This is a genomic window from Nonomuraea sp. NPDC049714 (assembly GCF_044465295.1).
Taxonomy (GTDB): Bacteria; Actinomycetota; Actinomycetes; order Streptosporangiales; family Streptosporangiaceae; genus Nonomuraea.
Genome location: NZ_JBITLM010000010.1, coordinates 331,079 through 352,585, shown reverse-complemented (window position 1 = coordinate 352,585; position 21,507 = coordinate 331,079). Strand labels below are relative to the sequence as shown.

The window sequence follows — 21,507 nt, the reverse complement described above, 5'->3', positions numbered from 1 at the left end:
TCAGCAGGACCGGAACACCCTGTGGTTGCGCGTGGCGCTCTACGCCGCGACGGCTACGACGTGGTTGCTCCACGTCACCGCGTCGTGGGCCTGGGCGTATGCGACGGTGATCGACTCTGCGGTGATGTGGGCGGTCGTGCTGTTGTTCATGCGGGTGTTGGGCGGTGACCGGCCGTACACGCGGGGCGCGGGGGTGCTGGGGGACGGCGACCGTCGCGTATGGTATCGCCGCCCTGGTAGTGCCGATCTTTCTGGTATTGGCGGCATTGCCGTTCCCGGACGAGGGAAGCGCCGTCGAGGCTCTCGGGGTGGTCTCGAGCGTCCTGATCTGGCTGGCCCGCTCCGCTCACGATTTTGCCGCGCCACGCCACCAACCGGCTGCCCAGACCACGCTGGGAGCATGAGCCGAAGAGCAGCGGCGCAACAGGTCAGTCGTTCTCCAGGGTGAGCAGGCCGCGCCGGAAGGCCACGGCGACGGCCGCCGCTCGGTCGTTCACGCCGAGTTTCGCGTAGATGTGCAGCACGTGGCTCTTGACCGTGGCCTCGCTGATGAACAGGCTGCGGGCCGCCTCGCGGTTGGTGGAGCCCTGCGCGATGAGGCGGAGCACCTCCAGTTCGCGGGCGCTCAGCGAATCGGCGGGAGCGCGTACCTGGCCGAGGAGGCGGGTGGCGACCGATGGGGAGAGCACGGCCTCACCTCGTGCCGCCGTGCGGACCGACCGTACGAGATCTTCGCGCCCGGTGTCCTTCAGGAGGTAGCCGGTCGCGCCTGCCTCGATGGCGGGCAGGACGTCCTTGTCGGTGTCGTACGTGGTGAGGACCAGGACCCGGGCGGGGAGGCCCAGCCTGGCGAGCTCCGTGATGGCGGCGACGCCGTCCATGACGGGCATGCGCAGGTCCATGAGGATCACGTCGGGGTTCAGCGCCCGCGCGAGTTCGACGGCCTGCGCGCCGTCGGCGGCCTCGCCGAGCACGTCGAAGTCCGGGTCGCCGGCGAACATGCCGCGGATGCCGTCGCGCACGATGGGGTGATCGTCGGCTATCAGCAACCGGATGGGCGTCTCAGCCATGTACGGTCTCCCGCGCGATCGCGGGCACGCTCGCGGAGATCGCGGTGCCGCCTCCGGGCTCCGACTCGATCTCCAGGGTGCCGGCCAGGCGGCTCACGCGCTTGCGCATCGACGTCAGGCCGAAGCCGCCGCCGTCGGTGACGCGTTCGGGGTCGAATCCGGCGCCGTCGTCACACACGTCCAGGGTGACCACGTCGTCCATGTACGACAGGGTCAGCCCGACCCGGCGGGCGCTGGCGTGCTTGGCGGCGTTGGCCAGGGCTTCCTGAGCTGTGCGGAGCAACGTCTCCTCGACCTCCGGATGCATGGGACGGACCGTACCAGTTGTGGTGAAATCAGCACGGGTCGCGTTGAGCTCCGACCATTGGGCGACGACGGCCTCCAGCGCCTCGGGCAGGGGCGCGGCCTCCAGCTGGCCGGGGCCGACCGCGTGGACGGAGCGCCGGGCCTCGGCGAGGCTCTCGCGGGCCAGCCGGACGGCGTTGCCGACGTTGCGCCGCCAGTCCTCGGCCTGCTCCGCCGCCTGGAGCTGGGTGATGATGCCGGTCAGCCCCTGGGCGAGGGTGTCGTGGATCTCGGCCGCCATGCGCTGGCGTTCGTCGAGCACGCCCGCCTCCCGCGCCTGGACCAGCAACTGGGCGTGCAGGCCCGCGTTCTCCCGCATCGCTTCCTCAAGCTGGATCACCATCCGGCTCCGCTCGGCGCTGCGCTCGGCCGTGATCTCGCCGACGAAACTGAACAGGCTGACCGCCAGCACGATGGCGACCGTGAAGAACAGAAAGGTGAGGATCCCGTACGGGGTGAGCTCGGGCGGCTCGCCGTTGTAGGCCGTGACGCTGATCGCCGCCGTGGCGGTGATCCCGGCGAGTCTGGCCTTTCCCCGCAGGTACTGCGACGAATGGAAGAACCCGGTGAAGCCGAAGAAGCTCGCGAACCACATCCCCCGCGTGCTGAGCACCGCGATGAGAATCACCAGCCCGGCGACGTAGAGACCCTTCCTGTCGCCCCGCGACATCACCCAGATCCAGGCCGCGGCCAGCAGGGTCAGGCCGAGCGTGGTGAAGCGGTGACTCCACGCCTGCTCCCCGGTGACCCAGACGAGCCCGGCGGAGAAGACCAGCAGGACGTACGGCGCGGCGGCCATCTGACGCGCGAGACGCCTCTCCCACAGGTCCAGATGCCCGTTCACCGAGGTCACCTTTTCACTCCCATCGGAAAAGTCTGGCGGCGGCGACACTCATGATCACCGCGTACGCGGCCAGAACCCCCCACAGGAGGAGGCTGGGCGAACTACCCGCCCAGACGTCCTGCAGCGCTTGCCTGAATGCCCCCAAAGGGGTGTATCGGCCGATTGACGCCAAGATAGTGGGCATCTGGTCCACGGGCTGCATCAGGCCGGCGAGGAAGGCCATCGGGAAGTACAGCAGGACGCCGATCCCGTTGGCGGCCCGCCCGTTGGGGGCCAGGGCCGCGATGAGCAGGCCGACCGCGAACATCGCCGCCGTGCCGAGCAGGAAGGTCACCACGGCCGGCAGTGCCGCGCCGGGCAGCCGGGCGCCCAGCACGGTGCCGGCGACCGTCAGGAGCAGCCCGCAGGCGGCCACCACGAGGACGAGCTGCAGGATCAACTGCACCACCAGCATGCTGCCGGGACGTACCGGGGTGGTGGAAAGCCTGCGCAGGATGCCCCTTTCGCGATAGGTCGCCAGGGTAGTGGGCATCAGGTAGAGCCCCACCAGCCCGACGGCGATGGCCAGCGACATCGGCACGAGCACTGTGTCTCCCGGCTCGATCGAGCTGCCGAAGACCACCAGGATGAACAGCGGGATGAGGAGCGCGAACATCGCCCCCGGCTCCCTGACCAGCAGCTTGATTTCGACGGAGGTGAGTTTGGCGAGAGCGGTCATGAGGGGTTCTCCGTCAGTTGTCAGAGGTGAACGAGCGGCCGGTGAGTGCGAGGAAGGCGTCGTCGAGCGTGCGCTTGTCGATGCGCAGGTCGCTGACCAGCACGTGGTGGCGGGCGAGCCGGGCGGTCACGGCGGTGGCGAAATCTCCCCGGCCGGTGACCACCACCCGGTTGCCCGTCCTGCTCACGCCGGAGACGCCGGGTACGTCGTCGAACAGGCCGGCCGGGTCGGCGCCGTTCTCCGTCATCACCGTGAACCGCATGTGGTGCTCGGCATCGATCCCCTCGATCAGCCCGGCCGGGCTGTCGAGCGCGATGACGGAGCCTCTGTCGAAGACGGCGACCCGGTCGCACAACTCCTCCACCTCGTCCATGAAGTGGCTCACCAGCACCACGGTCACGCCGCTCGCCCGGACCTGCTTGATCAGCTCCCAGGTCGTCCGGCGGGCCTGCGGGTCGAGTCCCGTGGTCAGCTCATCGAGGAACGCCACCCGGGGATTGCCGACCAGCGCCAGCGCGATGAACAGCCGCTGCTTCTGACCGCCCGACAGCTTGCCGAAGCGGGCATTTCGCTTATCAGCCAGCCCCCACTGCTCCAGCAGCTCACGCCAGTCACGAGGCTTGGCGTAGAAGGAGGCGTACAGGTCCAGCGCTTCCCAGACCTTGAGGTTCTCCGGCAGTTGCGTGTGCTGGAGCTGTACCCCGATCTGCTCGCGCAGCGCCCGGCCGTCCTTGACCGGGTCGAGCCCGAGCACCCGGATCCGCCCGGCGTCCGGCCGCCGCAGCCCTTCCACACACTCCACGGTCGTGGTCTTGCCGGTGCCGTTGGGGCCCAGGATGCCGAAGATCTCGCCGTCCTCCACGGAGAACGACACTCCGTCCAGAACTGTCAGATCCGCGTACCTCTTGGTGAGGTCGGTGACTTCGATGACTGCCATGCCTCAAGCATCTTTCACCTGGTCAGCAGGCGAATCGACTGAGCGGCCACGATCGGACATGGATGCGGCTGACGCCAAAATCAGCCGTTCGGTTGATGCGCTGCGAGGCCGGAAGGATGCTACCTCGACAGCACCTCGTACAGGTGCCGGGCCTCGTGCAGCACGAGGCTCGACCCCTTGCGTGCGGTCATTTCCGCCAGCCCGTCGATCTCCCCTCTCGCGTCCGCAAGCGTGGCCGCCCGTGCGGCGACGCTCAGCAGTTCGCCCAGCCCGGTGCGCGGTCGTTCGCCATCGGGGGGCATCAGGTGGGGCAGGGCCACGGTGAGCATCTGCCACACCTCGGCGTGCGCGCCGGCGTCCGTCAGGTGGCCGAGCGCTGCGGCGATCCGCTTGAGTACGACGAATTCGAGCCGGATCAGCTTGACGAGGGCCGCCCCGAACGCGGCGGCCGGGAACCGCCCGCGCGCGGCCAGCGTGAGCGCCGCGTCGGCCGCCGCCGCCCGCTGCTCGTCCCGCCGGTGGCCCAGCCCGCTGACGAGCACGGACGCCGTGGCCGCACCCACCGGGCCGTCGCCGTGGACCAGGGCTGCCAGGGTCTTCATCCTGGGGTCGTTCGAGCTGGACAGGCCAGGCCCGGAGCGGATGAGCCAGGCGGCCACGATCTCGCTGTGCGACGGCATCATCACCGGCCACCACAGGACGTCGTTCCGGTAGGAGAGGTAGAGGTAAGGGGAGTCGAGGACCCACAGCTCCTCCAGCCAGTCCGGCAAGCCCTCGGGCGGCACGACCTTGGGCAGCAGCCGGCGGTCGGACAGGTAGTACGCCTGCCCGTTCTGCACCGTCCAGTCCACGTCGGGATCGGGCTGACCGCCGTCGCGCAGCCAGGCGGCCAGTGTGCGGCCCGCCTGTGAGGGCAGTTTCTCCGCTCGTACGAGCAGGCCGGGATCGGTGCTCCGGGGCAGCCGCAGCAGCGCCTGCTTGAAGTCGGTGGGCAGCGGCTCGGTGCTCGCCAGCCGTTCCATGCGCTCCACCAGGGTCGCGGCGTCCACCTGGCCGGTGGGAGCGGTCGGCGTGGCGAGCAGCGCGGGGATCGTCTCGCCGCGCTCGAAGAGCGCGATCACCTCCTCCAGGCGGTGCCGGAGCAGACGCTGGGGTGGCCAGTCCTCAGAGCCGTGGTACGTACGCGTCTCGGCCAGCGACGCGCTCACGCGCCGGCTTTGCTCGGGCGCCACGATCGCCAGGGCGCAGCGGGCCAGCAAGGTACGGGTGTCGCGGTCGTAGGCGTTGCGATCGAACACCTGCCTGTCCGGGTCGCCCGGCAGTGATCGGGTCTCCTCCCACCACTGCCATAACGCCGCCGTCATCGCGTCACGATCGCCATGGGTCAGCTCGACCAGCCCGGCCAGGACGCGTTCGCAGCGCAGCGGTTCATCGATCCAGCCCAGCGCCCGCAGCTCCGTGACCAGCTCGGCCGGTGAGGTGAACGGCGGCGCGAGCCCGGGCAGCGGCGGCACGCGCAGCACGGCGGCGACCGGCCGCTCCGGCTCCATCTCGTCGATCGGGCCATAGGCAGCGGCGACGCGTTCGCGCAGGGCGCTGGGCAGCCTGGTCGCGGCCTCACGGATCGACTCGCGGCCGGCGGAGTCCGCGTAGGGGGCCAGCTTGACCGCGAGCCGTACCGCGCGTTCGCGCAGGGCAGGGGTGTCCGCATCGAACACGGCGGCCAGCGCGGGCACCGCGCCGCCGCTCCTTGACGCGGGTGTGCGCGCCAGCCACTGTACGGCGGCCCGCAGGAGGCCCTTTTCCGGCCGATAAACCAGCGACCCCATGACCTCGGCGAACAGCTCGTCGTCCAGCAGGTCCGCGGCCTCGGCCCGCTGCAGCTCGTCCACCGCGAGCTGCGCCAGCGGCGGGGCGGCCGACGGCATCAGGCGCACGAAGTCCAGGACCGGGATGTCCGCCGGTGCGGGCCGTAGCAGCCGCCACAAGCGTACGAACGGGGTGATCTCCTCATCCGGGCCGCCGCCCATGAACCGCCTGACGCAGCCGCCGAGGAGCGTCGCGAGCGGCACCCGGCCTGTGGCCGCCAGTTCGGCCAGCTCGCCGATAGTGCTCCTCCCCAGGTCCCAGCGCAGCTCCAGGGCCAGGGGAGCGGCCACGCCCTGCGCCTCGAACAGGCGTGGCAGCAGGGCGTCGAGCAGCGGATCGCCGTCGAGTCGGTTGCCGCGGACGCGTCGCCGCCAGACCTGCCGCCAGACCCATCCGGCGACGAACGCGTCGCCGTCCGGCGGCACAGCGCCCGTCTCGGACACCAGTGCGGCGGCCAGCTCCCAGCCCGGCATGCCGTCGCTGCGCCGCGACGCCCTGCCGGTCGGCGGCCTCAGCCGGCCCGCCAGCCGGGCGGCCAGGTCACGCCGCCACTCCAGGGGACGGTGCCGCAGCAGGGACACGATGTGGGCGGCGTCCTGCTCGGGGGCGCGCGGCTCGCGCAGCTCCCTGCGGTTCAGCCAGGTCGCCACCTGCTCGGCTCCCGGCAGGCAGGCCGCCCCCGCCAGCCGGTACCCGGACGCCAGCGCCTCGACCTCCCATCGGGCCTCGAACCCGCCCCGGAGCTCCTCAGCCAGATGCGCGGGAAGCTGTCCAGCGACCGCTTTGCGGCCCAGGTCGTTCAGCCCGTCCAGGAAGGCCGCCAGATCCTCGTCGTCACGCGCTTCGATGCGGTCGAGGACCTCCTGCCACGGGTTCATCCGGGCACCTCACACAAAGAATCGATCATGGTCCCGGACCCTAACCACCGGCTCCGACAATCCGACGGTGCTCTACGACCGGAATCCCGGGGCGGCTGGACGAAAAATGACGTGATCCCGGCTGATCATGGTGATCAGCCGGGCTCCCGCCACGGATCGCCGGGGGATGAGGCAGATGTCAGGCCGCCGGCGGAGATCCGCTCGTCATTCTCGTGGGTGTGTCATCGGGGGGGCGGATGAGTCGGGTCAGGAGGGCGGCGACGAGGGCGGTACCTGCAGCGGTGGCCAGTGCCGGGGAGTAGCCGGAGACCTGTGCGGCAGTCTGGCCGGTGGTGGCGATGGCGACCAGCGCTGCCAGGCCGATGGCGCCGCCTACGTACTGGTTGGTCGTGGCCATGCCGGAGGCTGCTCCGGCGATCGCGCCGGTGACCCCTGCGGTGCAGGCCGCGAAGGCGCTGACGAGGGCGATGCCGGCGCCGAGCGACCACAGCGCGGTAGGAGCGAGGAACTCGGTGACCAGCTGGTCGTCCGGGCCGACCGCGGTGGCCCACCAGGCCAGCCCGGCAGCCTGGATCGCCAGGCCGATCAGCAGCGCGTTGCGGGGCCCCCGGCGGAGGAGTCTGGGGGCAAGCTGGGTGCCCGCCAGCATCGCCAGCGGGATCGGCAGGTAGATCACCCCGGTCATCAGGGGGGTGTAGCCGCGTACCCGCTGCAGGTACAGGGTGATCAGGAAGAACGTGCCGATCATCACCGCTCCCACCAGGGCGATGATGGCGTTGCCCAGGACCAGATCCCGCCGGCGCAGCAGCGCGGTGGGCAGCAGGGGCGCGCGGGCGGTGCGCTGGCGGATGCCGAAGGCGGCCAGCAGTATCACCGCCAGGGGCAGGACGACCAGCATCGGGGTCGAGGTCCAGCCTTGGACGGGGCCTTGGGTGACGGCGTAGGTCAGCGCAGTGACACCGGCGGTGCCGGTGAGGGCGCCGATCAGATCCAGGCCCCCGCTCGCCTGGGGCCGGGTAGCCGGGAGCGTACGCAGCCCGACGGCGACCACGGCCACGCCGACAGGGACGTTGACCAGGAATATCCACGGCCAGCCGACCGAGGTCAGCAGGCCGCCGAGCAGCACCCCGGCCGCCGCGGCGACGCCGCCCATGCCGGTGAAGATGCCGAACGCCCGGGCGCGGTGGGGGCCTTCGGGGAACAGGTCGGTGATCAGGGCCAGCGCCGAGGGAATCACCAGGGCACTGCCCAGTCCCTGGACCAGCCGCGCGATGATCAGTTGCCAGTCGGCGACGGCCATCGCGCAGCCCAGCGACGCCACCGTGAACAGCACCGTTCCGGTGATGAACAGCCGGCGTCGGCCCACCAGGTCGGCGGCCCGGCCGGCCAGCAGGAGGAAACCGGCCAGCCCGAGCAGGTAGCCGTCGACCACCCAGGCCAGTCCGCCGGTGGAGAATCCCAGGTCGTGCTGGATCGACGGCAGGGCGACGTTGACGACCGAGGTGTCGAGCACGGTCATGAACTCGATCAGCGCCAGGACCGAGAACGTCGTCCAGGGGCTCCTTCCCGCCCGAGCCTGTGCCGGGGTCTCCGCCTCAGCTCCCCGTTTCCGCCCCCGGCCCGCGGATTGGCCGCCCGTTCGCAGGCTCACTCGAAGCCGCCGTTGACGCCGATGACCTGGCCGGTGATCCAGCGGGCGTCGTCGGAGGCCAGCAGGGCGACCACATCGGCCAGGTCGGTCGGCAGGCCCAGGCGGCCCAGCGGGGTGGAGCCGATGATCTGCTCGACCATCGCACGCGCTTCCTCGGCGAGCATCTCGGTGTCGGTGGGGCCGGGAGCGATGGCGTTGACGGTGATCTTCCGTGGGCCGAGCTGGTGTGCCAGTGACCGGGTCAGCATCTCCACGCCGGCCTTGGTGGCACCGTACGCGCCCATGAAGGCCACCGCGCCGTTGGGAATGCCGGCGGAGACGTTGATGACGCGGCCTTGCTCGCGCAGCCGGGAGGCCGCCTGCTGCCCGGTGAGGTAGACGCTCTTGAGGTTGGTGGTGACCAGGGCGTCGAACACCTCCTCGGGCAGATACTCGATCGGCGCCCCCGCGAACATCGCGGCGTTGTTGACCAGGATGTCGACGCCTCCGTACTCGCGCTCGGCCGTGTCGAACAGGCCCGCCACATCGGCGGCCCGGCCCACGTCGCCCGGAGCCGCGACCGCGCGGCCACCCGTGCGGGCGATCTCGTCGACAATCTGGTCCGCCTGGTCGGCGGCCCCCTGCCGGGCCGCCCGGTAGTTGACCACCACGTTGGCGCCGTCGCGACCGAGCCGCTGCGCGATCGCCCGGCCGATGCCCCGGGTGGCCCCGGTCACCAGCGCCGTCTTGCCGGCCAGCCCGGTGGATCCAGGGCCTTCGGGCGTGGAGGACGCGTTGGGCTCAGGGGTTGTGGGGTGTGCGGTCATGGCCGCCTCCGTTTCTCTAAAGGTCTTTACAGAAAAGGACCGTAGCAGATTCTGTAAAGGCCGTCATAGAATGGGGGGCATGGCCACCCACCGACGAGGACGCCCCCGCGAGTTCGACCGGCAGGCCGTGCTGCAGGTGATCTTGCGTCAGTTCTGGGAGCACGGCTACGAGATGACCTCCTTCCCCAAGCTCACCCAGGTCACCGGCATCGGCGCCCCCAGCCTGTACGCGGCCTTCGGTGACAAGGAGTCGCTGTTCGAGGAGGTCGTGCAGACCTACGGACGCACTTACGGCGACTTCTCCAACCGCGCGCTCGCCAAGGAATCCACCGCCCGTCAGGCGGTCGCCCGGATGTTGTACGAGGCCGCCGCCGAGTACACCGATCCTTCTCATCCGCCCGGCTGCCTGGTGATCACCGCCGCGACCAACGTCAGCGCCAAGACCGCCGGCATCGCCGAGCGGTTGCGTGGCCACCGCAACCAGACGGTCCGGGACGTCCAGGCCAAGATCCAGGCCGACATCGACGCCGGGCGGCTTGCCGCCGACACCCAGGCTGCGGCGTTGGGCCGGTTCTTCGCCACCGTCCTGCAGGGCATGTCCCAGCAGGCATGCGACGGCGCGACCCGCGCCGAGCTGGAAGCGGTCGCCGATACCGCGCTGGCAGCCTGGCCCGCCGACAAGCAGTGAGAGGAGCCTTCGGCCGGGCCCGCCGGGGGTGCGTACCCGCGCTACACCTGTTCCAGCCAGTCCCACAAAAGCCTCTCGCGTTCGGCGTCGTAGGACTCGGCAGACGACCTTGCGGCCCGGGTGCGGTGGATGTAGGCCCCGGTGGGGGCGGGTGTGAGGCCGAGGATGGTGTCAGCGAGCTTGCGGCCTGCGACCCGCGGGGTGTCGACGAGTGGTGTGGCCAGGAACAGCGGGACGATCCATTTCATCGTGAACCGAAGCCTCCGTCCGGCGTCCCGCGCGAGACCGGTGCCCGACACCAGGCTCGGGTTGTAGGAGACGATGTCGATGCCGTCGGGCAGGCGACGGGCCCACTCGTGGACCAGATGGATGCCGCCCAGCTTGCTCGTGGTGTACGCACGGCGGCCTGCCCTGATGCGTGCCGGGCGGTCGAACGCGCCCGGCCTGGAGAGGGTTTCCGGGCCTGCCCAGTGTGGCGCCGGCATCGTGCCGCCCGTATGCCGGAGGTCGCCGAAGTGGGCGTCGCTGACCGTGACGACGACGCGCGCCGGACTCTGGAGGTGGGGGTGCAGCCGCCTGAGTAGCAGGTGGGTCGCGATGACGTTGACCGCGAAGGTCAGCTCGTATCCGTCGACGCTCGTGGTGAGGGCGTTGGAGAGGTGGACGCCGGCGTTGCAGACGATGCTTCGCAGCGGGGGAAGGTCTCCCGCGTCGAGAAGGTCCTCCACCTGTGCGGCGGCCGCTTCGACGCTCGCCTTGCCGGCGAGATCCGTGTCGATCAGCGAAACGTACGGGGAGGCCTCTCGCAGGCGAGGCAGCGCCCTGGTGCCGGAGGCTCCTCGCGCGAGGATCACCAGATGGGTCTCGGGGCTGCGGCGAAGTACGTCCTGCGCTGCTTCGAGACCGATGCCTCGGGTGGCGCCGGTCATGACGACGGTCCGGGTGGCTGCGCTCATTGCTGACTCCAGGTGGGGTGCAGGCGCGAGGACCGCTAGGTGGTCGGTCCGGGCGGCGCTCTGCCTCGTGGTCCTCGACGACTCTGCGGGACCTGACGTAGGTGAGGAAGACCTCGTCGAGCCTGGTACCGGCAGGACCAGGCACGTGAGCTCCACAGCCGGCGGCGGACGGCACAATGGCACTGTGCCGAAAAATGATCGGGTGGACTTCGGCGGGTTTCTGCGTCGTCGGCGAGCTGCGATGACGCCCCCGGATCGCCCGGGCGACGGGCGGACGTCACACCGGAGGGTTCCGGGGCTGCGGCGCCAGGAACTGTCCGAGATCGCCGGGATCTCCGTCGACTACTACACCCGCCTTGAGCAAGGCCGGGCGCCGCGTCCGTCGCGCGAGATCCTTGCGGCGCTGGCCCGAGCGTTCGAGCTCTCGGGCGCCGAGCGAGATCACCTGTATCGGCTGGCCGGTGAACTGCCCCCCGAGATTCACGCGCCCGGCACCGAGATCCGGCCAGGACTCCTGCGACTGCTGCGCAGCCTTGAGGACACCATGCCGGTCACCGTTCACGACGGGCGCCTGGACCTGCTGGCACGCAACGCCGCCGCCGCGGACCTCCTCGGGCCGCTCCCGGACAGTGGGCGGTACGGGCGCAACATCGTCCATCAATCCTTCACCGCTACCGCGCTGTGCGAGGTCCTCGGCGATGAAGGGGCCGACCAGCTTGCCCGGGTGGCCACGGCCGAACTCCGCTCGGCGCTGGGCCGATATCCGGCCGACGAGTACCTTCAGTCCCTGCTTGAGGAGCTGTCGGCGACGAGTGCCGCCTTCCGGAGCTACTGGAAGCGAGACGAGGTCGGAGCGCTACGGTCCGCGGCGAAACGCGTGCATCACCGGACCCGGGGGTGGCTGGACTTCGACATCGAAGTGCTGCACGACCCCGAAAGGGACCACTGGGTCATGCTCTATGCCCCCGCAGGCACTGGGTGACAGGCGTCCGCCAGAATCTACACGATGATGATAAAAATCGACGTCGTGTAGAATTTGAGCTAGGGGGCGGTTCAGCCCCATTCGAGTCCTCTCTGGAGGAGTAATGCGGAAGCAGAAGTGGCTCATCACCGGCGTCAGTACAGGCCTTGGGCGTGCCTTCGCCCAGGCCGCCCTGGCCGCCGGGCACACCGTCGTCGGAACGGTCCGCTCGGAGGAGGACCTGCGGGCCTTCGAAGGGCTCGGACCCGGGTACGCTCACGGCCGCATCCTGGATGTGACCGACGACGACGCCGTCTCAAGGGTGGTCGCGGAGGTGGAGCAGAGCGTCGGCCCTCTGGATGTCGTCGTCGCCAACGCCGGTTACGGCCTGGAGGGCACCTTCGAGGAGACCCCGCTGGCCGAGGTGCGGCGGCAGTTCGAGGTCAACGTCTTCGGGGCCGTGGCCACTCTGCAGGCGGCACTGCCCCACATGCGCCGGCGCCGACGCGGGCACCTGATGGCCGTCACCTCCATGGGCGGGCTCATGGCCGTGCCCGGCATGTCCGCCTATTGCGGCAGCAAGTTCGCCCTGGAAGGCATTCTTGAGGCACTGGGCAAGGAGGTCGCGCAGTTCGGGATCCACGTGACGGCGATCGAGCCCGGCTCCTTCCGCACCGACTGGGCCGGACGATCCATGACTCGCGCCACGCGGTCCATCGACGACTACGACGAGCTGTTCATCCCCATTCGTGAAAAGCGGCAGAAGGCCAGCGGGAACCAGCTGGGCAATCCGGCCAAGGCCGGGGACGCCGTTGTGCACATCGCGTCGGTCGACCGGCCGCCGTCCCATCTCGTCCTGGGCTCGGACGCGCTGCGACTGGTCACCGCCGCGCGCACGGCCGTGGACGAGGACATCCGCGCATGGGAGACGCTCTCCCGTACGACCGACTTCGCCGAGGGCGCTCAGCTCTGATGCCCGGCCACCACCCCGCGCGCAGCCGACGCACCACCGAACGCAAGGGCGACGTCCGGGAGCGGGCCATCCTGGACACCTGCGAAGCCCTGCTGGCGCAGAAGGGCTACGACGCCATGACCGTCGGCGACATCGCCCAGGGCGCCGGCATCACCCGCGGCGCCCTGTACTTCTACTTCGGCTCCAAGCAAGAAGTGGTCACGGCACTCGTGGCCCGGACCGTTGAGCACCTGTGGGAACGGTCCCGCGCCACCGCGGAGACCGACGAGCCGCGCCAGGCCATCACAGCGGCCATGCAGCGCACGGTCGAGCTGTGGAACGAGCACGGCCTGGTCATGCGCACGGCGATCGACCTGTCGTTGACCGTGCCGGAGATCGGCGAGCTGTGGAGCCGTACAGCTGACCTGTTCACCAAGGCCATCACGGCTGTCCTGGAACGAGCCGGCGTTCAGGCCGGCACCGAACCAGACCAGGCGTCAGCGATGGCACGCGCCCTGTGCTGGATGATCGAGCGGACCTTCTACCACGCCTCGCAAGAGTCCCGCGAGAAGCTGCAAAAGGCCTCTTCGACCTGCGAACACATCTGGCTCACCAGCGCCGGCCTGACGCAAGGGAACCGGTGAAGGAGACCTGGAGCCGGGGGAACAGGAGGCGATCGTCGGCGCCTTGAGGGGCCCGGTTCGGTGAGTTGCCTCCGACCGGTGCGAAGGGCTTACACCGGCAGGGTGGACAGGTGCCCTGCTCACCAGGTGACCGGGAGTTCGTGAACGCCGTAGATGACGGCGTCGTTCTTGAACGGCAGGTCCTCGGCCGGTGCGGCGAGCCGCAGGGTGGGGATGCGGCGGAACAGCGTGTCGAAGACGATCTGCAGTTCCATCCGGGCCAGGTTCTGGCCGAGGCACTGGTGCGGGCCGAACCCGAAGGCGACGTGGTGGCGGGCCCCGCGCTCGATGTCCAGCTCGGCCGGATCCCTGAACACCGCCGGGTCCCAGTTGGCCGACAGCATCGAGACGATGACGCCCTCGCGGGCCTTGATGCTCACCCCGCCGATCTCCACGTCTTCGGTGGCCACCCGGGAGGTGACCCCGTCGGCGATGGTGAAGTAGCGCAGCAGTTCCTCCACGGCCATGGGCGTCCGGCTCGGGTCGGCCGTGATCAGGGCGAGTTGTTCCGGATGGGAGAGCAGCCCGACCACGCCGAGCGAGATCATGTTGGCGGTGGTCTCGTGGCCGGCGGTCAGCAGCAGGAAGGCCAGGCTCACCAGGCCCTCGTGGTCGACGGTGCCCTCCTGGCGCTGCCGGGCGATCTGCCGGCCGAACAGGTCGTCGCCGGGCTCGGACTCCTTGCGGGTGATCAGGTCGTCGATGAAGGCGCGCAGCTCGGCGAGGGCTCGCAGGCGGTCTTCCATCGAGTTCCGGCTCACCATCATGGTGGTGCGGCTCTGGAAGAAGTCGTGGTCGGTGTAGGGGACGCCGAGCAGTTCGCAGATCACCAGGGAGGGCACCGGCAGGGACAGCGCCTGCACCAGGTCGACCGGCCGTTGGTCGGCGGCGAGCAGGTCGTCGATGAAGTGGTCGACGATGTCCTGGATCCGCGGGCGCAGCGCGGCCAGTCGTTTCACGGTGAACTCGCTGATCACCGGGCGGCGGGCCGCGGCGTGTTCCGCGCCGTCCATGCCGAGCATCAACGGCGGCTGGCTGCGGAACTGCCGCAGGGTCGCCGCGTCGAGGGTGTAGAGAGGGAAGCCGTCCTTGCGCTTGTCGGAGGAGAAGCGGCCGTCGGCGAGAACGGCACGGGCCTCCTCATGCCCGGACACCCACCACGCCTCGCCACCGCTGGTCAGGCGGATCTTGTTGATCGGCGCCTGCTCGCGCAGTCGCTCGTAGGCGGGGGGCGGGGCGAACGGGCAGCCCCGCTCGACCGGCAGTTCCAGACCGGCGAGTTCGTCGGCGACGTTCTTCGTCATGAATGATCTCCTGGTAATGGATCTGGCGGAGTTGGTCGTGTTCGTCGGCGGCGTCGGGAGCATGATCGACGCCGAGGCTGCGGGCCGGCTCGGCGCCGGTGTTCACCGCAGGGTGAGCGGATTCTCGGCGGCGATGCGGGTCAGCTTCGCCGGGTTGCGGACGTAGTAGAGGCCGGTGATGCGGGCGCCCTCTACATCGATCGCTATGACGCCGTCGATCTCGCCGTCCACGCGGACGAGGAGTGCCGGGTTGCCGTTGACCACGGTGGACTCACCGGTGAGCGCGACTTCGGCCTTGCCCAGGCCGGCGACGATGAAGCGAGCCACCTTGTCGGCGCCGGTGATCGGCCGCGGCGCGGCCCGCTTGACGCCGCCGCCGTCGCTCACCAGGACGATCTCGGGGGCGAGCACGTCAAGGAGGCCCTGCAGGTCCCTGGCTTCGAGCGCGCGCTGGAACGACTCCAGGGCCGCCCGCGCCTGGCTCGGGGAGACCACCTCGCGAGGGCGGCGGGCATCGACGTGCCGGCGGGCGCGGTGCGCGATCTGGCGGACGGCCGCGGGGCTCTTGCCGACGGCGGACGCGATCTCGTCGTAGCTGACGGTGAAGGCTTCGCGCAGCACGAAGACAGCCCGCTCGGTCGGCGACAGCATCTCCAGGACGAGCATGAGCGCCATCGACACGCTCTCGGCGAGCTCGACGTCCTCGGCCACGTCCGGCGCGGTGAGCAGCGGCTCGGGCAGCCAGGAGCCGATGTACGCCTCCTTGCGGCGCCTCATGGTGCGCAGCCGGTCGAGCGAGCGCCGGGTCGTGATCCGGACCAGGTAGGCGCGCTGGTCGCGTACCTGCCCCATGTCGACCTTCATCCACCGCAGCCAGGTTTCCTGGAGAACGTCTTCGGCGTCGGCCGCCGATCCGAGCATCTCGTAGGCGACGGTGAAGAGCAGGTTGCGGTGGGCGACGAACGCCTCGGTGGCCGAGTCCACCCGATCGCCACCGGCGAGGGGCTCGGCCGCGCCCGTCGTCGGCTCGCTGCGTTCGTTCATGGCCCGGCTCCTGCCTGTTGGCTCTCAACTCCTGCTCCATGCACAAGACGCCGGCCCTCGCCGCTGTGTGACACCCGTGACCGGTGGCGTACGTCACAAGACCGCACTGTCACAGGGATCGGGTCGCCGACGCCTCATGTTCGTCAGAACGCAGCGCGAACGATCCGCATGGCACACAACGCCACGAGTGACCGCGCCGCAGCCGCCCGTACAGAAAGAACGGAAACAATCATGAGCAAGGTTTGGTTCGTCACCGGTTCGTCCCGCGGCCTGGGCCGCGACTTCGTCGAGGCGGCGCTGTCTCGCGGTGACAAGGTGGCCGCGACCGCCCGGAACATCGGAAGCCTCGACGAGCTGGTCGCCGCCTTTGGCGACGCGGTGCTCCCGCTGGAGATGGACGTGACCGACAAGGCCGTCGTCTTCGAGAGCGTGCAGCGGGCCAAGGAACACTTCGGCCGTCTGGACGTCATCGTGAACAACGCGGGCTACGCCCAGCTGGGCGCGATCGAGGAGCTGACCGAACAGCACCTGCGCGACCAGCTGGAGACCAACCTGTACGGTGCGGTGTGGGTGATTCAGGCCGCCCTGCCCTACCTGCGTGAGCAGGGCGCCGGGCACATCATCCAGCTCTCCTCGGCGGCCGGGCTCATCGCCATGCCGCTCGGCGGCGCTTACCACGTCTCCAAGTGGGCCCTGGAAGCCCTGAACGACTCCCTCGCCCAAGAGGTCGCCGACTTCGGCATCAAGGTGACCGTGGTCGAGCCCGGCGGCTTCGCCACCAGATCCGGCAAGAACCCGGATCCCCTCGACAACGGCCACATGGCCGAGGCCGACCCGGTCTACGACGGCCTCCGTCAGCGCATCGCCCAGTTCGCGGGAAGGCAGCCCGCCGGCGACCCGGCCGCCGCGGCCCAGGCACTCCTCAAGATCGTCGACTCCGACAGCCCTCCCCTGAGGGTGCTGTTCGGCCAGGGCTTCTACCCGCTGCTCCAGCAGGTCTACGCCGAGCGGCTGAAGACCTGGGCCGACTGGCAGGACCTTTCGGTGGAGGCTCACGGCAAGCTCGATCAAGAAGGTCGCTGACCCTCCGGTGGTCCGCACCGCGCCGGGCCGCGGGCGGTGTCGGGTCACCACTGGGCGATGAGCGGTGTGTCCGGTTCGTGCTGCCGCCAGGCTTCGTTGAGTCGGGCGAGACGGGTGGGGGCGGCGATGCCGCGCACGGTCGCGATCTTGCCGTTGGCGAGGTCGAACGCCACGGCGCCGATGACCCGGTCGTCGCCCAGCACGAACAGGAGGGCGGGGGCGCCGTTGACGAGCGCGTAGTGGATGGCGGGCGTGCCGCCGGCGAAGCGCCGTTTCGCGGGGGTGGGTGTCAAGCCGGCCCGTGCGACGGCGGCGATACGCTGCGGAGTGTCGTACCGCAGCAGCTTTTCGGTCAGGCCGGCGCCGTCGGAGATCGCGGTGGCGTCGTCGGTGAGCAGCGCGACCAGCCGTTCGGTGCGGCCCGAGGAGACGGCGGCGAGGAACTCCTCGACGATCCTGCGGGCGGCTGCCGGGTCGACTTCCCCGCCGCGGCGGTGCGCGGCGGTGATGCGGCGCCTGGCCCGGTGGAGGTGCTGCTGACTTGCGGATTCGGTGATGTCGAGGATCTCGGCGATCTCGGCGTGGCTGTAGGAGAAGGCCTCGCGCAGGAGGTAGACGGCCCGCTCGAAGGGTGACAGGCGCTCCATGAGCGTCAGCACGGCCAGGGAGACCGATTCGCGCTGCTCGACAGTGTCGGCCGGGCCGAGCATCGGGTCGCCGTCGAGGAGCGGTTCGGGCAGCCAGGCGCCGACGGTGCGTTCGCGCCGGGCGTGTGCCGAGCGGAGCCGGTCGAGGCACAGGTTGGTGACGACCTTGGTCAGCCATGCTTCCGGCACCTTGATCCGCTGGCGGTCGGCGGCCTGCCAGTGCAGGAACGCATCCTGAACGGCGTCTTCGGCGTCGGCGGCGGAGCCCAGGAGCCGGTACGCCAGCGAGGCCAGCCGGTTCCGGCTGGCCTCGAACCGACTGGTGTCGAAGCGCTCAGCGGCGGTGCTTTCCACGCAAATCACCCTAGGCGGGTACGCGAGCGCCTTCTCGGCGGGCGGCATCCGGCACGTCGAGGCAGCCCGCGGCCAGGCGGAGCTTGCGCTTGGGCAGGCCGAAGGTCGGGTGCGAGGTCGCCCACAGAGAGGTCTTGAGGATGCCGGACTTGATCCGCGCGACCTTCCGGCCGCCCATGTACGTCGGCTTCGCTTGCCCTTCGTCGTCGACCATCTGCAGGATCCCGTCCCGCCGCCCGAGGCTGATGTGGTTGTAGGAGTAGACCAGCTTGGTGTTCACGATCTTGCGGCCGGTCAGGCGTCCCACGATCGCGTGGATCGCCTGCCCGCCGGTGAAGCCGGCCGAAGCGCAGGACATCGGCAGCGGCAGGCCGGTGTCGCCGATGGCGTGGGCGCTGTCGCCGGCGGCGTAGACGTTCGGGTGCGAGACCGACCGCATGGTGCGATCGACGATGATCTGACCGTTCTCGGCGACCTCCAGCCCGCCGGCGGCGGCGATGGGATCGACCGCGAACCCGGCCGTCCACACGGTCGCGTCGGACGCCAGGGAGGTGCCGTCGGCGCACAGCACCCGCGTCGCTTCGACGGCTTCGACGCTGGTGTGCTCCAGGACGGTGACGCCCAGCCGGTCGCAGGCCTGACGCAGGTGGCTGCGGGCTCCGGCGGCGAGCTGGGCGCCCAGCTCGCCGCGGGCGGCCAGCGCCACCGACAGGCCGGGCCGGGATTCGGCGATCTCGGTGGCGGTCTCGATGCCGGTCAACCCGTCGCCGACGACCAGCACGTTCCCGCCTTCGCCCCGCCTGTCCAGGCTGTCGAGGCGCTCGCGCAGGCGCAGCGCCGAGGGCCGGGCGGCGATGTCGAAGGCGTGCTCGGCCACGCCGGGGACGCCGCGGTCGGCGCCGTGGCTGCCCAGCGCGTACACGAGCGTGTCGTAGGCGAGCTCGCCACCGCCGTCGGCGTCGGCCACGGCGACGGCCTGGCGTTCAGGGTCGACGGCGGTCACACGGGCCAGGCGCAGCCGTATCCCCGTGCCCGCGAAGACGTCGGCGAGCTTTTGAATCTCGATCTCCTGGCCGGCCGCCAGCTGGTGCAGCCGTAGCCGCTCGACGAAGTCCGGCTCGGCGTTGACCACGGTGATCTCGGTGTCCGCCGGGGACAGCCGGCGGGCCAGGTTCCCGGCCACGTAGGCCCCGGCATAGCCGGCGCCGAGGACGACGATGCGATGCTTCATGTGCTGCTCCTGTCGGTTCGCTGGCTTCTGTGAGTTGAGCGGAACGGCGCCCCGATTGCTGACAGAAACTGCATGTGGCATGGCTCACAGAGCGGCAGGAGCGCCGGTTCTGGTCAATTCGTGGGCCGGCGGGCCTGGTTCGCCTCGCGGATGACCGCCCAGGCGTCCCCGACCGGGCCCAGGTGCCGGAGCTTGTCCGGGTTGATCACCGTTCGGATCGTCTGGATCTGTCCGTCGAGGATGTCGAGCGCCAAGGTGTTGAGGACCCTGCCGTCCCGGTCGCGGAAGATCGCGCCCGGCTGGCCGTTCACCTCGCGCGGCTCCACGACGGCGCCGGCCCTGACGAACAGCGAGACGAGCGTGGCGAGCACCCCGGCCACGTCCTCGGCGCCGAGGAAGACGGGCCTCCAGAGCGGGGCCTTGCCGCCGCTGTCGCCGATCAGGCGAACGTCGGCGGCGAGCAGCTTCCGCAGCCCGTCGACCTCTCCTTCCCTGAAGGCGTCGAAGAACCGTTCGGCGAGCTGTTGGCGCTCTTCGCGGTCGGCCTCGAACCGGGGCCGGCCCGCGTCCATGTGGCGGCGCGCCCGTACCGAGAGCTGGCGGCACGCCGCCTCCGAGCGCCCCACCGCCGAGGCGACCTCACCGAAGCCGAACCCGAACACCTCGCGCAGCACGAAGACCGCCCGCTCCAGCGGGCTCAGCCGCTCAAGCAGCAACAGGGCCGCCATCGACACCGAGTCGGCCAGCTCCGCCGACCGCGCCGGGTCCGCATAAGGGTCGGTGAGCAGCGGCTCCGGGAACCACTGCCCGACGTATTCCTCCCGCCGGACGCGGGCCGACCGCAGCACATCGATCGAGATCCGGCTCACCACGGCCGACAGGAACGCCTTGGCCGAGGCGGGTTGTGCCGGGGTGGCCTCGTAGCGCAGCCAGGTCTCCTGGACCGCGTCCTCGGCCTCGCTCACACTGCCCAGGATCCGGTAGGCGATCGAGAACAGCAGAGGCCGCAGCTCCTGAAACTCCTCGGCCCTGCTCACGCCGACTCCTCCTTGAAGCCCTCGCGCCAAGAGGGATAACGCAGCTTCCAGCCGAGCTCCCGCTTGGCCTTGGCGTTGGAGAAACCGCGCCCCCCGGTCATCATCGTCACCGCCGTTTCCCCCGCCAGCGGCCGGGCCAGCAGCGGGTCCTGCTCGGTCTTCACCCATCCGCCCTTACGGATGCCGTGCCAGGCGGCGTAGCTCTGCGCGACGAAGTGGACTACGCCGACCGCCTCGGCCACGGCCAGCAGGTGGTCCGTCCCGTCGGTGCCCATCCGCTCCAGCAGGCCCAGCTTGGCCGTGCTGGTCGTCGTCGTCACCTGGTGGCCACGGGCGACCAACTGCGGCACCAGACGCCGCCCCAACACCCCGGCTACGAACACCCACATGATCATCACCTTCCTGGTGTAAGCGTCTCCCCCTCCCGAGACGAGACAGCCCGGCCGCCTGTGACAGGGGAGGCGGGGCTGCACTGAATCTTCGACCGCAGCCCGGATGTCACAGAACGGCCGGGCTGTCTCGTTTCGGGGGACAGGAACCGGAAACTCGGACATAACCAGAGAAGGACCGTCGTCATGCGTATCGCAGTCTTCGGAGCCAACGGCCCCACCGGCCGCCTGCTCACCGACCAGGCACTCGCCGCCGGACATCAGGTCGCCGCGGTCACCCGGCGGCCGGACTCGTTTCCACTGCGCCATGATCGGCTCGCGGTGGTCGGGGCTGACGTGCTCGATCCGGTGGCCGTCGACGCCGCCGTGGCGGATCGGGACGCGGTGCTGTCGACGCTCGGGGTACCCGCTGGGAAGGAACCGATCAGCACCTATTCGCAGGGTGTGGCCAATATCGTCGCCGCGATGAAACGGCATCGGGTGCGTCGGCTCGCCGTGGTCAGCTCAAGCGGGGTGGAGCCGCACCCGTACTCCGACGGCGGTTTCCTGTTCAACCGGCTATTCCTGCCATACGTGACGCGGGTGCTCGGTAAGACGTTGTACGACGACATGCGGCGGATGGAAACGCTGGTCCGCGCCGGCGATCTGGACTGGACGATCGTGCGCCCGAGCGGGCTCTACCACCTGCCGTCGGTCACCGACTACACCCTTGTGAAGGGCCACGCCGACGGCAGGTTCACCGCCCGTGCGGACCTGGCCGCGAGCATGCTGGCCCTGCTGGACGGCGACCGCTACGTCGGCGCCACCGTGGGCGTCATCACCACCGTCGACAATCCCACCTTGCTCCAGTGGATCCGCCGCGAAGCACTCGCCAAGAACTGACGCGCGCCTGACCCTGGGACAAGCACTCAGCCGCGAGGAACCGCTCGCGGGCCGCGACGTCCAAGCCGGTCGACGGCTCGTCCAACAGAAGCAGCGGAGGATCGGGCAGCAGTGACCGAGCGATCAATGCGCGCCCTCGCTCGCCCTGGGACATCGTCGGCCACGGCGTTATCGCAGC

General features: G+C 70.1%; 20 protein-coding genes and 1 pseudogene. 6 read left to right on the top strand and 15 right to left on the bottom strand.

The features are described 5' to 3' along the window. Window positions 1-428: 428 nt before the first annotated feature. The 7 genes from ACIBQX_RS34895 to ACIBQX_RS34865 form a co-directional block, all read right to left on the bottom strand. The gene (locus tag ACIBQX_RS34895; RefSeq protein ID WP_397012154.1) at window positions 429-1,070 is read right to left on the bottom strand and encodes a response regulator; all 642 of its coding nucleotides are present in this window, start codon (window positions 1,068-1,070) and stop codon (window positions 429-431) included. Further along, window positions 1,063-2,259: a sensor histidine kinase gene (locus ACIBQX_RS34890; RefSeq protein WP_397012152.1), complete on the bottom strand. Its 1,197-nt coding sequence runs from the start codon at window positions 2,257-2,259 to the stop codon at window positions 1,063-1,065. The genes ACIBQX_RS34895 and ACIBQX_RS34890 overlap by 8 nt, the downstream gene beginning before the upstream one ends. Window positions 2,260-2,272: 13 nt before the next feature. Next, window positions 2,273-2,977: an ABC transporter permease gene (locus tag ACIBQX_RS34885; RefSeq protein ID WP_397012150.1), complete on the bottom strand. Its 705-nt coding sequence runs from the start codon at window positions 2,975-2,977 to the stop codon at window positions 2,273-2,275. 13 nt (window positions 2,978-2,990) lie between these two features. After that, complete coding sequence (locus ACIBQX_RS34880; RefSeq protein ID WP_397012148.1) at window positions 2,991-3,914, bottom strand: ABC transporter ATP-binding protein; 924 nt, start codon at window positions 3,912-3,914, stop codon at window positions 2,991-2,993. A gap of 119 nt (window positions 3,915-4,033) precedes the next feature. After that, window positions 4,034-6,661: a DUF6493 family protein gene (locus tag ACIBQX_RS34875; RefSeq protein ID WP_397012146.1), complete on the bottom strand. Its 2,628-nt coding sequence runs from the start codon at window positions 6,659-6,661 to the stop codon at window positions 4,034-4,036. A gap of 178 nt (window positions 6,662-6,839) precedes the next feature. Further along, window positions 6,840-8,312, bottom strand: a complete 1,473-nt coding sequence (locus ACIBQX_RS34870) for an MFS transporter (protein WP_397012144.1) — start codon at window positions 8,310-8,312, stop codon at window positions 6,840-6,842. Then, entirely contained in the window at window positions 8,309-9,118 is an 810-nt protein-coding gene (locus ACIBQX_RS34865; RefSeq protein ID WP_397012142.1) for an SDR family oxidoreductase, read from the bottom strand. Before ACIBQX_RS34865 ends, ACIBQX_RS34870 begins: the two co-directional genes overlap by 4 nt. 79 nt (window positions 9,119-9,197) lie before the next feature. Between ACIBQX_RS34865 and ACIBQX_RS34860 the strand changes: the two genes are divergently transcribed. Continuing rightward, the gene (locus ACIBQX_RS34860) at window positions 9,198-9,806 is read left to right on the top strand and encodes a TetR/AcrR family transcriptional regulator (RefSeq protein WP_397012140.1); all 609 of its coding nucleotides are present in this window, start codon (window positions 9,198-9,200) and stop codon (window positions 9,804-9,806) included. A 41-nt stretch (window positions 9,807-9,847) separates the two neighbouring features. Here the strand turns inward: ACIBQX_RS34860 and ACIBQX_RS34855 are convergent, their stop codons facing one another. Next, window positions 9,848-10,762, bottom strand: a complete 915-nt coding sequence (locus tag ACIBQX_RS34855; protein WP_397012138.1) for an SDR family NAD(P)-dependent oxidoreductase — start codon at window positions 10,760-10,762, stop codon at window positions 9,848-9,850. A gap of 67 nt (window positions 10,763-10,829) precedes the next feature. Between ACIBQX_RS34855 and ACIBQX_RS34850 the strand changes: the two genes are divergently transcribed. The 3 genes from ACIBQX_RS34850 (at window position 10,830) to ACIBQX_RS34840 (ending at window position 13,319) form a co-directional block, all read left to right on the top strand. After that, window positions 10,830-11,744, top strand: a complete 915-nt coding sequence (locus tag ACIBQX_RS34850) for a helix-turn-helix transcriptional regulator (protein WP_397012244.1) — start codon at window positions 10,830-10,832, stop codon at window positions 11,742-11,744. Between the two features lie 103 nt (window positions 11,745-11,847). Beyond that, window positions 11,848-12,696, top strand: a complete 849-nt coding sequence (locus ACIBQX_RS34845) for an oxidoreductase (protein WP_397012136.1) — start codon at window positions 11,848-11,850, stop codon at window positions 12,694-12,696. Further along, window positions 12,696-13,319, top strand: a complete 624-nt coding sequence (locus ACIBQX_RS34840; RefSeq protein WP_397012134.1) for a TetR/AcrR family transcriptional regulator — start codon at window positions 12,696-12,698, stop codon at window positions 13,317-13,319. The genes ACIBQX_RS34845 and ACIBQX_RS34840 overlap by 1 nt, the downstream gene beginning before the upstream one ends. 119 nt (window positions 13,320-13,438) lie before the next feature. Here ACIBQX_RS34840 and ACIBQX_RS34835 read toward each other — a convergent pair whose 3' ends face one another. Next, window positions 13,439-14,662 carry a cytochrome P450 gene (locus tag ACIBQX_RS34835; RefSeq protein ID WP_397012133.1) on the bottom strand — a complete coding sequence of 408 codons (1,224 nt, stop codon included), beginning with the start codon at window positions 14,660-14,662 and terminating at the stop codon, window positions 13,439-13,441. Window positions 14,663-14,764: 102 nt separating this feature from the next. After that, window positions 14,765-15,706, bottom strand: coding sequence for an RNA polymerase sigma-70 factor (locus ACIBQX_RS34830; protein ID WP_397012132.1), 942 nt, complete (start codon window positions 15,704-15,706; stop codon window positions 14,765-14,767). Window positions 15,707-15,937: 231 nt separating this feature from the next. On the opposite strand from ACIBQX_RS34830, the gene ACIBQX_RS34825 reads away from it, so the two are divergent. Further along, on the top strand, window positions 15,938-16,789 hold the full coding sequence (locus ACIBQX_RS34825; RefSeq protein ID WP_397012131.1) for an SDR family NAD(P)-dependent oxidoreductase: 852 nt from the start codon (window positions 15,938-15,940) through the stop codon (window positions 16,787-16,789). A 44-nt stretch (window positions 16,790-16,833) separates the two neighbouring features. On the opposite strand, the gene ACIBQX_RS34820 is transcribed toward ACIBQX_RS34825, so the two are convergent. From ACIBQX_RS34820 to ACIBQX_RS34805, 4 genes are all read right to left on the bottom strand, one after another. Beyond that, window positions 16,834-17,790, bottom strand: a complete 957-nt coding sequence (locus ACIBQX_RS34820; protein WP_397012130.1) for a sigma-70 family RNA polymerase sigma factor — start codon at window positions 17,788-17,790, stop codon at window positions 16,834-16,836. A gap of 10 nt (window positions 17,791-17,800) precedes the next feature. Continuing rightward, window positions 17,801-19,021, bottom strand: a complete 1,221-nt coding sequence (locus ACIBQX_RS34815) for an NAD(P)/FAD-dependent oxidoreductase (protein WP_397012128.1) — start codon at window positions 19,019-19,021, stop codon at window positions 17,801-17,803. A gap of 113 nt (window positions 19,022-19,134) precedes the next feature. Next, complete coding sequence (locus ACIBQX_RS34810) at window positions 19,135-20,058, bottom strand: RNA polymerase sigma-70 factor (protein WP_397012126.1); 924 nt, start codon at window positions 20,056-20,058, stop codon at window positions 19,135-19,137. Further along, window positions 20,055-20,447, bottom strand: a complete 393-nt coding sequence (locus ACIBQX_RS34805; RefSeq protein WP_397012124.1) for a hypothetical protein — start codon at window positions 20,445-20,447, stop codon at window positions 20,055-20,057. The genes ACIBQX_RS34810 and ACIBQX_RS34805 overlap by 4 nt, the downstream gene beginning before the upstream one ends. Before the next feature lie 186 nt (window positions 20,448-20,633). Here ACIBQX_RS34805 and ACIBQX_RS34800 point away from each other — a divergent pair, with 186 nt between their 5' ends. Further along, window positions 20,634-21,329 carry an NAD(P)-dependent oxidoreductase gene (locus ACIBQX_RS34800; RefSeq protein WP_397012122.1) on the top strand — a complete coding sequence of 232 codons (696 nt, stop codon included), beginning with the start codon at window positions 20,634-20,636 and terminating at the stop codon, window positions 21,327-21,329. 34 nt (window positions 21,330-21,363) lie between these two features. On the opposite strand, the pseudogene ACIBQX_RS34795 reads toward ACIBQX_RS34800, so the two are convergent. Continuing rightward, window positions 21,364-21,492: pseudogene (locus tag ACIBQX_RS34795) on the bottom strand (ATP-binding cassette domain-containing protein); the annotation flags it as partial. Between the last annotated feature and the right edge of the window lie 15 nt (window positions 21,493-21,507).